Source organism: Streptomyces sp. NPDC001709, from assembly GCF_053596375.1.
Window position 1 is genome coordinate 197159 of sequence record NZ_JBSFGB010000002.1, and the last position, 13595, is coordinate 210753.

The 13595-nt window shown below is 71.3% G+C and carries 14 protein-coding genes; 6 read left to right on the top strand and 8 right to left on the bottom strand.

Features of this window, described 5'->3' with window-relative positions:
• Positions 1-68: 68 nt before the first annotated feature.
• The 5 genes from ACWC0C_RS03770 to ACWC0C_RS03790 are packed head-to-tail and all read right to left on the bottom strand — an operon-like array spanning position 69 to position 6148.
• Positions 69-416, bottom strand: coding sequence for a DoxX family protein (locus ACWC0C_RS03770; RefSeq protein WP_450861323.1), 348 nt, complete (start codon positions 414-416; stop codon positions 69-71).
• Complete coding sequence (locus ACWC0C_RS03775; protein WP_450861325.1) at positions 413-2449, bottom strand: acetoacetate--CoA ligase; 2037 nt, start codon at positions 2447-2449, stop codon at positions 413-415. Before ACWC0C_RS03775 ends, ACWC0C_RS03770 begins: the two co-directional genes overlap by 4 nt.
• Entirely contained in the window at positions 2446-4071 is a 1626-nt protein-coding gene (mhpA, locus tag ACWC0C_RS03780; RefSeq protein ID WP_450861327.1) for a bifunctional 3-(3-hydroxy-phenyl)propionate/3-hydroxycinnamic acid hydroxylase MhpA, read from the bottom strand. The genes ACWC0C_RS03775 and mhpA overlap by 4 nt, the downstream gene beginning before the upstream one ends.
• Positions 4068-5006: a fumarylacetoacetate hydrolase family protein gene (locus tag ACWC0C_RS03785; protein ID WP_450861329.1), complete on the bottom strand. Its 939-nt coding sequence runs from the start codon at positions 5004-5006 to the stop codon at positions 4068-4070. The genes mhpA and ACWC0C_RS03785 overlap by 4 nt, the downstream gene beginning before the upstream one ends.
• Positions 5003-6148 carry a VOC family protein gene (locus ACWC0C_RS03790; RefSeq protein WP_450861331.1) on the bottom strand — a complete coding sequence of 382 codons (1146 nt, stop codon included), beginning with the start codon at positions 6146-6148 and terminating at the stop codon, positions 5003-5005. The genes ACWC0C_RS03785 and ACWC0C_RS03790 overlap by 4 nt, the downstream gene beginning before the upstream one ends.
• A 138-nt stretch (positions 6149-6286) precedes the next feature.
• Between ACWC0C_RS03790 and ACWC0C_RS03795 the strand changes: the two genes are divergently transcribed.
• A complete protein-coding gene (locus tag ACWC0C_RS03795) occupies positions 6287-6925 on the top strand; it encodes a TetR/AcrR family transcriptional regulator (RefSeq protein ID WP_450861333.1) in 639 nt (212 codons plus the stop codon).
• Here ACWC0C_RS03795 and ACWC0C_RS03800 read toward each other — a convergent pair.
• Positions 6891-7253: a hypothetical protein gene (locus ACWC0C_RS03800; protein WP_450861335.1), complete on the bottom strand. Its 363-nt coding sequence runs from the start codon at positions 7251-7253 to the stop codon at positions 6891-6893. The genes ACWC0C_RS03795 and ACWC0C_RS03800 overlap by 35 nt on opposite strands.
• Before the next feature lie 276 nt (positions 7254-7529).
• On the opposite strand from ACWC0C_RS03800, the gene ACWC0C_RS03805 reads away from it, so the two are divergent.
• Complete coding sequence (locus ACWC0C_RS03805; protein WP_450861337.1) at positions 7530-8057, top strand: DUF2690 domain-containing protein; 528 nt, start codon at positions 7530-7532, stop codon at positions 8055-8057.
• Here ACWC0C_RS03805 and ACWC0C_RS03810 read toward each other — a convergent pair.
• Entirely contained in the window at positions 8041-8541 is a 501-nt protein-coding gene (locus ACWC0C_RS03810) for a peptidoglycan-binding domain-containing protein (RefSeq protein WP_450861339.1), read from the bottom strand. The two genes, ACWC0C_RS03805 and ACWC0C_RS03810, sit on opposite strands and share 17 nt — an antisense overlap.
• A gap of 139 nt (positions 8542-8680) precedes the next feature.
• Here ACWC0C_RS03810 and ACWC0C_RS03815 point away from each other — a divergent pair, with 139 nt between their 5' ends.
• From ACWC0C_RS03815 to ACWC0C_RS03830, 4 genes are all read left to right on the top strand, one after another.
• Positions 8681-9634: a DUF2690 domain-containing protein gene (locus tag ACWC0C_RS03815; RefSeq protein ID WP_450861341.1), complete on the top strand. Its 954-nt coding sequence runs from the start codon at positions 8681-8683 to the stop codon at positions 9632-9634.
• 847 nt (positions 9635-10481) lie between these two features.
• Positions 10482-11633 carry a lactate 2-monooxygenase gene (locus tag ACWC0C_RS03820; protein ID WP_450861343.1) on the top strand — a complete coding sequence of 384 codons (1152 nt, stop codon included), beginning with the start codon at positions 10482-10484 and terminating at the stop codon, positions 11631-11633.
• Positions 11630-12313: a TetR/AcrR family transcriptional regulator C-terminal domain-containing protein gene (locus ACWC0C_RS03825; RefSeq protein WP_450861345.1), complete on the top strand. Its 684-nt coding sequence runs from the start codon at positions 11630-11632 to the stop codon at positions 12311-12313. The genes ACWC0C_RS03820 and ACWC0C_RS03825 overlap by 4 nt, the downstream gene beginning before the upstream one ends.
• Before the next feature lie 54 nt (positions 12314-12367).
• Positions 12368-12559, top strand: a complete 192-nt coding sequence (locus ACWC0C_RS03830; RefSeq protein ID WP_450861347.1) for a hypothetical protein — start codon at positions 12368-12370, stop codon at positions 12557-12559.
• A 26-nt stretch (positions 12560-12585) separates the two neighbouring features.
• On the opposite strand, the gene meaB is transcribed toward ACWC0C_RS03830, so the two are convergent.
• Positions 12586-13590, bottom strand: a complete 1005-nt coding sequence (gene meaB, locus ACWC0C_RS03835) for a methylmalonyl Co-A mutase-associated GTPase MeaB (RefSeq protein WP_450861349.1) — start codon at positions 13588-13590, stop codon at positions 12586-12588.
• Positions 13591-13595: the final 5 nt, after the last annotated feature.

Sequence of the window (13595 nt, forward strand, 5' to 3'; positions counted from 1 at the left end):
TCAGTCTGCCAGCCCCGCCGTGGGCTCGCTAACAGGACGAGTGGCCGCCGACAGTCCCCCGGAACGGGTCAGAGGCCGGCGAGGAGTACGAGATACCAGGCGACCAAAGCAGTGCATGTCACCGCGGGGAGGAGCTTGGTCAGCCCGTCGCCCTTGCGTGCGTGCGTGGTCACGGCACCGGCGAGCAGCATCAGCAGTCCGATGCCGGCCAGGTCGCCGCACAGCGGTACGACTGGGCCGAGGGCCACGCCGATGGCGCCCGCCAGCTCCAGCCCGCCGATGACCCGGTAGGCCGCGGTGGTGAAGCCGGCGTGTGCGGCCAGCTCGGGCATCGGACCCAGGGCCAGGATCTTGGCCGCGCCCAGCAGGGCGAAGATCAACGCGATGAGACAGGTCAGCGAGGCGGAGAGGATCACGAGGCGCCTTCGGGGGTGTGCGGACGACGGGCCTGGCGGCGTTCGGCTCCCAGGCCGGCGAAGTGGGCGATCAGGTCGGGGTTGTCGACCGCGGAGGGGTTGAGGACCTGCTCGGCGGGTGCGCCCTGGAGGAGGCGCTTGACCGGGACCTCGAGTTTCTTGCCGGTCTTCGTGTGCGGGATGGCCGGCACGGCGAGGATCTCGTCGGGGACATGGCGGGGTGAGGCGCCGGTGCGGATCGCGTCGCGGATCTTCTCGCACAGGGACTCGTCCAGACCGACCCCGTCGGTGAGGACCACGAAGAGCGGCATCCAGTAACCGCCGTCGGGTTCCTCCGCACCGATGACGAGGGCCTCGGCGATCTCGGGGAGGCGTTCGACGATGTCGTGGATGTCGGCGCTGCCCAGCCGTACGCCGTTGCGGTTGAGCGTGGCGTCGGAGCGGCCGTGCACGATCACCGAGCCGTGACCCGTGATCGTGATCCAGTCGCCGTGCCGCCACACGCCCGGATAGGCGCTGAAGTAGGCGTCGCGGTAGCGGCTGCCGTCGGGGTCGTCCCAGAAGTACAGCGGCATGGAGGGCATCGGGCGGGTGACGACCAGTTCGCCGACCTGGTCGACGACCGGCCGTCCCGCGCCGTCGTACGCCGCGAGCGCCACGCCGAGGTTGGGGGCCGACAGTTCACCCGCCCACACCGGGGTGGTGGGGGCGCTGCCGGCGAAGCCGGAGACGACGTCCGTGCCGCCGCTGGTGGAGGCCAGCTGGACGCCTGCGCCGACGTGGTCGCGGACCCAGGGGTAGGCGGAGGCGGGCAGGGTGGAGCCGGTGCAGCCGATGACGCGGATCGCCGAAAGGTCGTGCGTGCGGGGTTCGACGCCGAGCTTGGCCATGGCCAGCAGGTACTGGGGACTGGTGCCGAAGACGGTGACCTTGTGGCGGGCCGCCAGCTCCCACAGGACGTCCGGGCGCGTCACCGGCGCGGGGCTGCCGTCGTAGGTGCAGGTGGTGGCTCCGGTCAGCAGGGTGGAGACGACGAGGTTCCACATCATCCAGTGGGTGGTGGTGTACCACAGCAGGCGGTCACCGACGCCGAGGTCGGAGTGCAGGCCGAGGGTCTTGAGGTGTTCCAGCAGGACGCCTCCGTGGCCGTGGACGATGCCTTTGGGCAGGCCGGTGGTGCCGGAGGAGAAGACGATCCACAGCGGGTGGTCGAACGGAACCGGGGTGATGGTGAGGTACTCGGTGCGGCCGGCCGCGTCCTCCCAGGGAACTGTCAGCCCCGCGGCCGGGGTCGCGGGCCACGCGAGGCCGCCCAGGTGATCCACGAGGACCGTGGCCTTGAGCGTGGGAAGGGCGGCGGCGAGGTTGAGGGAGGCGGCGCGGCGGTCGTGACGGGTGCTGTTGAAGAGGTAGCCGTCCGCCGTGATGAGCACCGTGGGTTCGAGCTGGGCGAAGCGGTCGGCGGCGGCCCTGGGCGCGTAGTCCTGGCCGCACACGGACCACACCGCGCCCAGGCTGGCGGTGGCGAGGAAGGCGATGACGGCGTGGGGGGTGTTGGGCAGGTAGCCGACCACCCGGTCGCCCTGTCCGACGCCCAGGTCGCGCAGGGTGGCCGCGACGGAGGCGACCTGGGCGCGGAGCTGCCGGCCCGTGATCTCGTAGGCGGCTCCGGTCTCGTCCAGTGCGGTGATCGCGGGGGCGTCCGGGTGCAGGTTGCGCAGTGCGTGGTGGGCGTAGTTGAGGGTGGCGCCGGGGAACCAGCGGGCGCCGGGCATGGCTTCCTCGGCCAGCACGCGCTCGTACGGAGTGGTGGTGTCGACGTCGAAGTACTCCCACACCGCTGCCCAGAACCCCTCCAGGTCGGTGACCGACCAGCGGTACAAGGCTTGGTAGTCCGTCGGGGCTTCGCCGGCCGGCGTGTCCCGGTGCTGGGCTGCCCACTGGGCGAAGTCCGCGATGCGGCTGCGGGCGGCCGTGTCCGGATCGGGGGTGAAGAAGGGTTCCGGGTACGGTGCGAGGCGCGGGGTGGTCATGATGCGGTGCTCCTCGGCAGGGGGTCGGGCCGGGCTTCGGCGGGGCGGCGGGTCGTGTGCAGCAGCGGGGCCCAGACGGTGGTGCCCGTGAAGTCGCCTGTGCCGGTTGGGACGGTGTCCATCACGACGTGGTCGGGGCGCAGCAGGACGGCGTCGGCGCGCCCGCGGGCCAGCCAGGCGGCCAAGGTGCCGTCGTCGCCCAGGTCGTCGACGTGGATCGTGAGGGCGTCCAGTGCCGTGGCCACTGCCGTCATCCGCGCTGTCGGCGGTACGGCGGTCAGGACGGCGAAAGAGTCCCCGAGGACGTCGTCGAGGCGCACTCGCCTGCCGTCGTGTCGTACCCAGGGCTGGGGGGAGAAGGTGCCGGCCAGCACGCGGCCCGTCAGCCGGGGGCGGCGCCGTACGAGTGGGCCGGCGGTCAGGGCGGGGCTGAGGTCGCGGCTCACCGCCGCGGTCACACCGGGGAGGCGGCAGGCCGCGCCCACGACGGCCCGGCGGAATGCCGCACCACGATCCTGTCCGCCGGTCATGGCCCAGCCGACGGCGACCGCGAGACGGATCATGTGACGGGCGTGCGGCTTGCGTTCGCACTCATAGGTGTCCAACAGCTCGTCGCCCGCGCCGTGTCGGAGGACGCGGGCCAGTTTCCAGGTGAGGTTGTACGCGTCGCGCAGGCCGGCGCACAGCCCCTGCCCGACGAAGGGTGGGGTGAGGTGGGCGGCGTCGCCCAGCAGGAAGACACGTCCCCGGCGCCAGCGGTCGGCGAGGCGGGCCCGGAAGGTGTACTGCGCCTGCCGGATCACCTCGAAGTCGTCGTCCTCCGACCCGTCGGACGGCAGATCCACCCAGGGGGCGACCAGCTCTCGCAGACGCTCCCGCCCCTGGGGACCGTCCAGGCGCTCGTCCTCGGACAGCCGGAACTCCCAGCGGTAGCGGTCCTCGCCGACCCGCATGTAGGTGGCCGGACGGGTGGCGCAGCAGATCTGCTCGGCGCCGTCCCAGCTGTGCACCCGGCGGCTGGTGCGCACGTCGATGACCCGCCAGCTCTCCTCGAAATGCAGGTCTTCCCATACGGCGCCGATGGCTCCGCGGGTGATGCTTCCCGCACCGTCGCAGCCGAGGACGGCATCGGCCCACAGGTACTCTTCCCCGTCACTGCCGTCGCGGCGGAAGGTCACCTGTACCGGAGCCGTGCCGTCGGCGGGCTGCGTGACGGACACCGCTTCCACGCCGCTCCACAGCTCGCACTCGGGGTGGCGTGCCAAGGCGCCGCGCAGCAGGCGTTCCAGTTCCGGCTGGTCGAACATGTTGGTCTGTGCGAAGCCGTGGTGGCCGTGCGGGGAGCGCGGGAACTCGGTGATCACGCGGCGCCGGGGATCCAGCAGCCGCAGGCCCGGTGCGGGGCGCGAGACGGCTGCGAACTCCTCTTGGATCCCGACGCTCTGCAGGATCCGGCAGATCTCGTCGTCCGCGACGACGGCGCGTGGCAGGGGGTAGATGTCCCGGTGGCGTTCGAGGAGCAGGCTGGGCACTCCGTGCTGGGCGAGCAGGAGCGCGGCGGTGACCCCGACGGGTCCGGCGCCGATGATCACCACGGGTCTGCGTGCTGCCGGGGCGCTCACCTCGCGTCCGCCACAGGGGTCCGCTGCGCGCCGAGGTCGATCCGCCCGTCCGGGGTCGCGATCGTGGCGGTGACGACGTCGCCGTCGCGCAGGTACAGGGGGTTCTTGGCCTGGCCGTTGAAGAACGCCTTCCACTTCAGCGCGGGCGGCAGCAGCGCGGCGATCTTCTCGACCGGCTTGGGCGGGGCCTTCAGGGCGGTGCCGCCAGGCGTACCGGTCAGCAGCAGGTCGCCCGGGTCGAGGGTCTGGAAGCGGGCGAGCAGGGTGAGCGCCTGCGCGGGCCGGACGATCATGTCGGCCAGGGTGCGGTCCTGACGCGTTACGCCGTTCACCGACAGCCGCAGTCGCAGGTCGATCAGACGGTCGAAGTCCTCCGGCTCCAGCAGGGCAAGGTACGGGCCTGTGGGGGTGAAGGTCGGGTAGGACTTGCTCTCGTAGAACTGGGTCTTGGTCAGCTGGACGTCGCGGGCGCTGACGTCGTTGGTGAGGACGAGCCCGGCGACGTACGAAGGAAGATCCTGCTCCTCCACCACTGTGCCCACCGGGAGCGTCGCGCCCATGACGAGGCCGAGTTCGACTTCGTAGTCGAGGAAGTTCACGTGCGTGGGGCGGACGATCGTGTCGTGCGGGCCGCTGACCGAGCCGGACGCCTTGCGGAAGAAGGTGGGCGGTATGTCGCCCGTGAAGCCCGAGTCCTTGGCGTGGCTGCGGTAGTTGACCATCTGGGCGACCACCCGGCAGGGGGTGGTGACCGGAGGCAGCGCCACCAGGTCGGCGACGGGCGTGCCGCGCTCGCCGGAGGCGGCGGCCTCCCGGACGGCGGCCCGGTCGGCGAGCAGTTCGGCGGTGGTGACCGCCTTGGTCTCGATGCGGATGGCGCGATCGTCCCGGACGGCCCACCAGCCGTCGGGGGTGCGCAGCACGTTGGTGCTCATGAGCTCATCGCTTTCATCAGGCCCAGCAGGCGTGCGGGGTCGAGTTCGTTGTCGTCGCGCAGGGCCGTCATGACCTCGCGGAGCTTGGCGGGAGAGGGGCTGGTGCCCAGGAAGTCGCGGGTGACGGGCGGACCCCACTGGGCCAGGCCGCTCGCCGACATCGGTGCCCAGCCGGGTTCGAGGTCGCAGGAGAACAGGTCGCCGTCGGCGAAGTGCTCCAGCATGAAGCGGTCGGGGTCGCGCCAGTAGTCGAAGAGCTGGCTGCCCTGGATGTGCCGGCCGATGCCCCAGCTGCGCTGGTAGCCGCGCTCGGCCAGGTACTCGCCGCCGGCGGCGATCGCGTCCAGGTCGGTGACCTGGTAGGCGGAGTGGACGTAGCCGGTGCCCGGCCCGAGGTGCAGGGCGAGGGTGTGGTGGTCCACGGGCAGGCTGCCCTGGTCGCAGCGGATGAACGCCATGGTCGGCCCGCGCCGGCGCTGTCCGTCCAGGAACAGGAAGTCGGACACGATCATGCCAAGGGTGTCCAGGTACCAGTCCAGGGTGCGGGTGAACGTCCGCGTCTCCAGCACCACATGGCCGAGGCGCTGGATGCGGGACGGCTCACGGGGCGGGCGCTGGGTGGTGTTCGTACGACGGCCTTCGATGCCGGTGTTGAGGATCAGCGGCTGCTGCCCGGGCAGCGCGGGAAGCGGTTCGGCGCAGTGCACGACCCGGACCGGGACGCCCGACGGGTCGAACAGGGCGACCGACCGGCCGCCGCCGGGGACGTCGATGTCCCGGACGGTGTGTCCGACGGCGGCGGCCAGCCGGTCGACATCGGCCCGCTCGGCCGCGCGGAACGCGAGCCCGAGGAAGCGGGAGGCGCGGCCGCGCCGGATGACCATGCACGGCGAGCCCGCGGACGTGCCGCGCAGCCACAGCTCCTGATCGGTGCGGGCGGCGATCGCGAAGCCGAAGTCGCGGGCGAACACCTCGGCCCGGTCCAGGTCCGGCTTCTCGAACTCCAGCCAGGCCAGGTCCGCCACTTTGATCACCGGATTCCGGGCTCGTCCGGGGTGTTCACCGCGTAGGGCGCCCTGCTCACTGTGGAGGTCTTGGTGGGGCGTCAGAGGACCGCCCTTGTCAACGGGGATGTGGGACATGGTGTCCTCCAAGCAACACTGCCGTAATGAGGAAATCATCAACTCTGCTGTTTCTCATCGTCAATAGGTGCAGCCCAAATAATTGATGATCTCATCAGTAATGGCAGTGTCATCGTTGCGGCGGTTACACTGGGCCGCATGCCGACGTCAGCCCCGCCCAAGAACCGCTTCGAGCGACGCCGTGCCGAGACCCGCCAGGCGCTCGTCCGCGCGGCCCGGCAGATCCTCGCGGAAACCGGGGACACGAGCGCGAGCATCCAGGTCATCGCCGAGCGCGCCGATGTCGGCTTCGGGTCCTTCTACAACCACTTCGAGTCGAAGACTGAGCTGTTCGACGCGGCGGTGACGGACGCCCTGGAGGAGTTCGGGCAGGTCATCGACGCGCGCGTGGAAGGCATCGACGACCCGGCCGAGCTGGTCGCGGCCGGCTTCCGGCTCACCGCCCGGATGGCCGACTCCCACCCGGAACTCATGCGCATCCTGCGCGACCGCGGCCTGTCCCACATCCACGCCGACCGCGGCCTCGCCCCACGCGCCCTGCGCGACCTGGAGATCGGCATCGCCTCAGGCCGTTTCACCTGCGGCAACGCCACCACCGCGTTGTCCGCCCTGGGCGGCACCCTGCTGTCCCTGGTGGCTCTGCGGCTGGACCGCCCGGACCTCGACGGCGACGAGGCCGCCTCCGACCTGGCCGAGATGGTCCTGCGCATGCTCGGCCTCGCTGCGGACGACGCCCACGAGGTCACCCGTCGGCCGCTGCCCGATCTCGCCCGATGACCTCCTGCACCTGAAGCGCGGCCCTCTGTGGTGCTACGCCGACGGCGACGAGGAACGCGGTTGCCGCAGCCTCACCAGTGGGGTCCGCCCACGGGCATGCGGCGTTCTCCTCGGCGAGGGCCAGCATCAGTGCCTCCAGCGCTTGGGCGAGGACAGGTGCGGGAAGGTGGTCCGCGAAGACGCCTTCGCGCTGACCGCGCCGTAGGGTTGCGACGGCTTCTGCGCGGGCCGGTGCCAGAGTGGTACGGATCGCGTCCTCTCCCAGGTGGCGCCGTCCCAAGGCGATGAGCACGCGGTAGTGGTCGCCCACCGTCCATGCCGCCAGCACCGTAGTTCGTGGCTGCGCTACCTCAACGGGCGGAGACTGCCCCCATGGGCGGCGGTGGCCGGGCTGGGGCGGCTGGCGCAGGCCGATGCCGAATCCCTGCGTGTGCTGTGGGAATCGGCGGCCCACGCCTGGACGGGAGAGCGCCTGGTCGATGACACTGACTCGTCACCCGCACCGGTGCGTCCGGCAGGTGACGTACGGGACCCGGATCCCCCGGACGCCGTACCCACAGGTCCCTTACCGGCTGAGGACCGGCCGTCCCCGCGTGGCTTTCGAGTGCCGCACGCGGGTGTACTGGCCGCTGTCGCCGCTTGCTCGCTGCTGGCCCCCCTGCTGCTCGCCGTGCCATGGGACAGCTGGACCAGCGGGACGGAGGCAGGCCGCCTGCCGGCCGGCGCTCCATCCGGAGCGCCGGCCTGGCCGTGGCCCTTGCACAGCGCGGCGGACGGGGCGGCCGCAGGGTGCCGGGCGGTCGGCTGCCGGGGCCTGGACCCCTACCGCGAAAGGTGTGACCGGGACGGTGTCGTCGTCCACCGGCTGCGCGCATACGGCCGCGTCCTGACGCTTCAGTACAGCCCCGCCTGCCGGGCGAGCTGGGCGGAGGTCGACACCGCGGCGGCGACGGCCGGGTTGCGGATCGCCACGACGGGCGGCGACCAGCAGACGGCCACCGACGGCGGGGCGTACACGGCGATGGTGGCGAGCGGGCCGGACGCGGCACGTGCCACGGTCGTCGTCCACGGCCGACAACTCGGCGTCGCACAGTACGACAGCTGGATCGACGCCGTCAGCGGCAGCGCGTGAGGGTGACGGCGTTCGTGCGCAGCCGATGGAACCGCCCGGCGTCATAGACCTCGTAGACGCCGTCCGGTGCCTGGCGCAACGGGAGGCCGTAGCGTTCGCCCTGGTAGACCATCCACTGGCCGACGGGGACGATACGCTCCGCTGCGGCGCCCCAGGTGGCCGGCCCGACGATCCCGTCCGCGGACAGGTGGTGATTGCTCTGCCAGACGCGGGTGGCCTCGGCCGTCGCCTGGTCGTACGTGCAGGTGACCCCGGAGCGTGCCGAGTATCCGTCGGCCCACAGCAGGCTCTGCCACAGGCCGATCAGGTCGCTGCGCCGGGTGCGGCCGACCACCAACTGCTGTGTGGCGCCTAGCTCGTCGGCGACGAGCACGCCGCCACGCCGGTCGCGGGACTGGTGGTACCGCGGGGCTCCGGACCCCGCACATACCACCGCCAGAATCACTACGCACAGCGCGGCGCGCGCCGTCGTCCCTTCGCCCATGGCACCGTCTCACCGTCGTGACGTCAAGTGCGTTTTACGCGCACCGAGTTATGCAAAACGAGCGGTTCCGCGATCGCCCGCGTAGATACAGTAGGGAGGAAGGTGATGATCCCAGAGAGCACTGGCCCGGAGGGCGTACGTGACTGACTGGAAGCCGTTACCCGGCGGCCTCGCCTCGGACGTCCGGCATCTGGTCGTCGAACTGCGGAACTTAAAGGACCACGCCGGGCTGAGTCTGGCCGTACTCGGCGGCCGCACTCCGTACAGCAAGTCCTCCTGGGAACGCTATCTGAACGGCAAGGCACTGCCACCGCAGCACGCGGTGACCTCCCTCGGAAAGCTGGCCGACGCCGATCCCGCCCGGCTCGTGGCGCTGTGGGAACTGGCGAGCACTGCTTGGCACGACCATGGAACCAGTGAAACGGACGGGGCCCGGGATGCAGCCGACGGCCACGACCGGCCGTTCGAGGAATCCGCTCCCGTAACGGAGCGCGCTCCCGCCGCACAGGCCGAAGAGCCGCCGTCCGTGAGCCGTCGGTTCGGCCGGCGGCAGCTGATCCGGACGGTGGTCGCCCTGGCCGCCGTCGTTGGCCTGTCCGTCTCCCTGTACGGCGCTTTCGGCCGGCATTCGGGCGCGCACGGCGACCGGGACGGCACCGTGGGCAAGGACGCACCGACCAGGCAACTCGACGTGAACTGCTTCGCGGACAGCTGTGCCGGAAAAAACCCCGGACAAACCGGCTGCGGTGGCGACGCCTGGACCGCTGCCCTGTACAAGGTCGCCGGGGTCTACGTGGAGCTGCGCTACAGCGATGCCTGCAAGGCCGCCTGGTCCCGTATCAGCTGGGGACACCCCGGCGACATCGCCCGGGTCGTCGGCGAGGGGGGTCGGACCTACCAGAACAAGGTCCACTACGACACCGACACCTTCAGCGCGATGGTCGCAGCGCCGAGCCCCTCAACGGCCAAGGCATGTGTTCTGCTCACCTCCGGGGTCCACGCCTGCACCTCCCCGGGCGGCACCCAGCACCTCACCGAGCCCCCGAACCCGCCCACCTCGGCCACCACCTCTGCGACGGCCGGCCCGAGGTAGGTGAGATCACCGAGCGGCCGTCGAGACAGCACTCGGGCGGACGTGATCCGCGACGCTCAGGGGGGTACGGGTCCGCGGACATCATCGGGCCCGGCGGACGCGAAACCATCGCTGGGTGGCGGTGACCAGTATCTGTGGACCAGGGCCCGCCGCCGCGAACGCGAACTGGTGACGTCCGATCTCAGGCACCGTCGCCGGACGTTGCGTATGCGCCGGCGGTCCAACTGTTCCTGGCGATCCCGGTCTGCGCGGCAGGTGCCCGCGGTGCGGACTGAACCACGTCGAAGCGAACCCGGGTCGTGGTCTACCTGTTCATGTGCGGACTCCTGCCGTGAGCGGGGGTCAAGACCGTCTGGACGCTGGGTGGCGATGCGCTCGGCGTTACAGCGCAGGGGTGGCGGGAGGCGAACGGAGGCTCTTCGGGGTTCGCGAAAGCCCTCGCATCGGTGGGCATCGACGTCACCGTCCTGGCCGCGTTGGCCGCTCTTGGTCTTCATGTTGGAGTCCGAGACGGCCCCCTGCGGCAGGCACCCACGTGTGATGCCTCCGGCAGCCAACCTGCCCTGGCCGACTGAGTGAGTAGGCGTAGCGGCAGGGGGAGTAAACGTAGCGCAGCACTTCACCGCACCCGGTGTCGTACTGCACAGGGACGTCGGGGTCCCGGTGTCGCGGTGCACAGCGAGCCGCGTCACCGCTGCTCAGCAGGCGCACAAACCTCAGGTGATCTTCGCATTCATCCGGCGCCCTTTCTGATGGAGTGTCGGTCGGGCTGCATACCCTTGCCCCATGCGTCCAGTGGACGCATAGTGGCGGCGTCAAGCTCGTCGGTCTCGTCCAAGGAGCCCCGTTGTCCCTTGCCGATTTTCAGAACGAGATCTATCTGGCCGGCCTCGGCGGGGTCGTGCCGGAGCTTCCGACCGATCTGCGTCGGCTGGAGGAGGTGGCGCGGGTGCGGCTGGCTCCGCAGGCGCACGGTTATGTCGCGGGGGCGGCGGGGGGTGAGCGGACGGCGCGGGCCAACCTCGACGCGTTCGACCAGTGGAAGATCGTGCCCCGGATGCTCCGTGACGTCGCCGAGCGCGATCTTTCGGCCACGGTCCTCGGGACGGAGATGCCCGCCCCGGTCATCCTCGGCCCGGTCGGGGTGCTGCGGATCCTCCATCCGGACGGCGAACTCGCCGTGGCCCGTGCGGCCAAGGCGCTCGGTGTGACCATGACGCTCTCGACGGCCGCCTCCACCGCCATGGAGGAGGTCGCCGCCGAGGCCGGGCCGCGCTGGTTCCAGTTGTACTGGCCGAAGGACCGCGAGCTGGCCGCCAGCTTCCTCCACCGCGCCAAGGAGTCGGGCTACAGCGCCTTGGTCGTCACCCTCGACACCTTCGCCATGGCGTGGCGGCCGCGCGACCTCGACCAGGCCTACCTGCCATTCCTCCAGGGGATCGGTGTGCAGAACTACTGGAGCGACCCGGTGTTCCACAAGGCGATCGGCGGGCCGGTCACCGACGGCAACCGCGACCGGGCCCTGCTGCACTGGGTGGCCAACTTCGGTAATCCCAGCCTGACGTGGGACGACCTGGCGTGGCTGCGGGAGGAGTGGGACGGCCCGATCGTACTCAAGGGCATCCAGCACCCCGACGACGCCCGCCGGGCCGTGGACGCGGGCATGGACGGGATCGTGGTCTCCAATCACGGCGGCCGCCAGGTGGACGGGGCGATCGCCTCCCTGGAGGCGCTGCCCGCGATCGCCTCGGAGGTCGGCTCGCAGATCACCGTCCTGTTCGACTCGGGGATCCGTTCGGGCGCCGACGTCGCCAAGGCCCTGGCCCTCGGTGCGGAGGCGGTGATGATCGGCCGTCCCTACGCCTTCGGGCTGGGCCTGGCGGGCGAGGACGGCGTACGGCATGTGCTGCGCTGCCTGATGGCCGAGCTGGACCTCACCCTCGCCCTGGCCGGCCGGCCCACGCTCGCCGACGTCGGCCGGGACCTGCTCAGCCGATGACCAAGGCGGGATCGGCGGCATGGTGGCGGGCCCGGTACGCGGCGCGGGAGCGGCAGCGGCCGCGCGCGGGCGGGCTCGAGCTGACGCGGATCACCCAGGTGGCCCTGGAGATCGTGGACGCCGAAGGGCTCGCAGCGCTCACCATGCGCAGGGTGGCCGAGGAGATGGGTGTGCGGCACACCTCGCTGTACCGGCACGTGGCCAGCAGGGACGAGTTGCTGGTGGAACTCGTCGACCATGTGCTGGGCGAGGGCGCGCCACCGGAGACCGGCAGCGGGTGGCGGGCCGGTCTGGAGGCGGGCGCGTGGGAGTTCAGACGGGTTCTGCTCGCGCATCCCGCGATCGTGCCGCTGCTGACGATGGGCCAGCTGCTGGGGCCCAACGCCCTGCGGGCCCGGGAGATCGGGCTCGGCCTGCTGATCCGGGCCGGATGGGAACCGGCGCAAGCCGTCCAGATCTATCTGACCGTCGCGCACTTCGTCATCGGCACCGCGCTGCTGGGCACCGGCGGCGCGGCGCGCGGCGTCGAGGAGCGGACCGCGATGACGGAGCTGTTCGCCGGGCTACCGCAGTACCCGGTGGTCCGGGAACTCGCCGAGCCGCTCAACCTTCCCGATGGCGACCAGGAGTTCGCCTTCGGCTTGAACGCCCTGCTGGGCGGCATCGGAGACCCCGGATGAATCGTGCCGACTGGATCGTCGGCGGCGCCACGGCCGAGCTGAACGGCGACGACCGTGCCGTGCCTGGTCGAGGCCGTCCGGGCGCGTGAGGGGATCCGCGAGATCGCGCTGGGCGCCCACGACTACGGCGTCTCCGTCGCCCAGGAGTTGCCGGCCCGTGACCCCGGCCGTATCCCCGCGCCGGGTCGTCGCCCCGCTGAACGGCGCGGCCCCTACCGGTCCTGGCCGGCCGGGACGCGACGGTGAGGGAGATCCGGGGCCTGCTTTCCGACTCAGGCCCCGGCCACGGGAGTCGTACGTTCCCCGAACGCCTCCAGAATGCGTTCCGCCGCCAGTGTCGCCGTCAGCCGGCCGTCCCTGACCTGGCGTTCGAGGTCGGGGGCGGCCTCGCGCACCGCCGGGTCGGCGTGCAGCCGGCCCAGCAGCTCGTCGCGGACCATCGCCCATGTCCAGCCGACCTGCTGATCGCGCCGCTTGGCGGTCAGCCGGCCCGTGGAGTCGAGCAGCGTACGGTGCTGTTCCAGGCGCTCCCACACCACATCGAGGCCCGCCGACTCGCGGGCGCTGCAGTGCAGCACCGGCGGGGTCCAGAACGACTCCTTGCCGTGCATCAGGCGCAGCGCGCCCGCCAGTTCACGGGCGGCGGCCCTCGCGTCGCGCTCGTGCGGGCCGTCCGCCTTGTTGACGGCGATCACGTCGGCCAGTTCCAGGACGCCCTTCTTGATGCCCTGGAGCTGGTCGCCGGTGCGGGCCAGGGTCAGCAGGAGGAAGGAGTCGACCATCTCCGCGACCGTCGTCTCCGACTGGCCCACGCCGACGGTCTCCACGAGGACCACGTCGTAGCCCGCCGCCTCCATCACCACCATCGACTCCCGGGTGGCCTTCGCGACCCCGCCCAGCGTGCCCGCGCTGGGGGAGGGGCGGACGAAGGCGTTCGGGTCGACCGCCAGGCGTTCCATGCGTGTCTTGTCGCCCAGGATCGAGCCGCCGGTGCGGGTCGAGGACGGGTCCACGGCGAGGACGGCGACCCGATGGCCCAGCGAGGTCAGCAGGGTGCCGAACGCGTCGATGAACGTCGACTTGCCGACACCCGGCACCCCGCTCACGCCGATCCGCCGCGCCCGGCCGCTGTGCGGAAGCAGCTGTGTCAGCAACTCCTGCGCCAGCGACCGGTGCCCGGGGCGGGTGGACTCGACGAGCGTGATCGCGCGGGCCACGATCGCCCGCTTTCCGTCGAGTACACCCTTCACATATGCGTCGAGATCGATCGGTGCCATCGGCG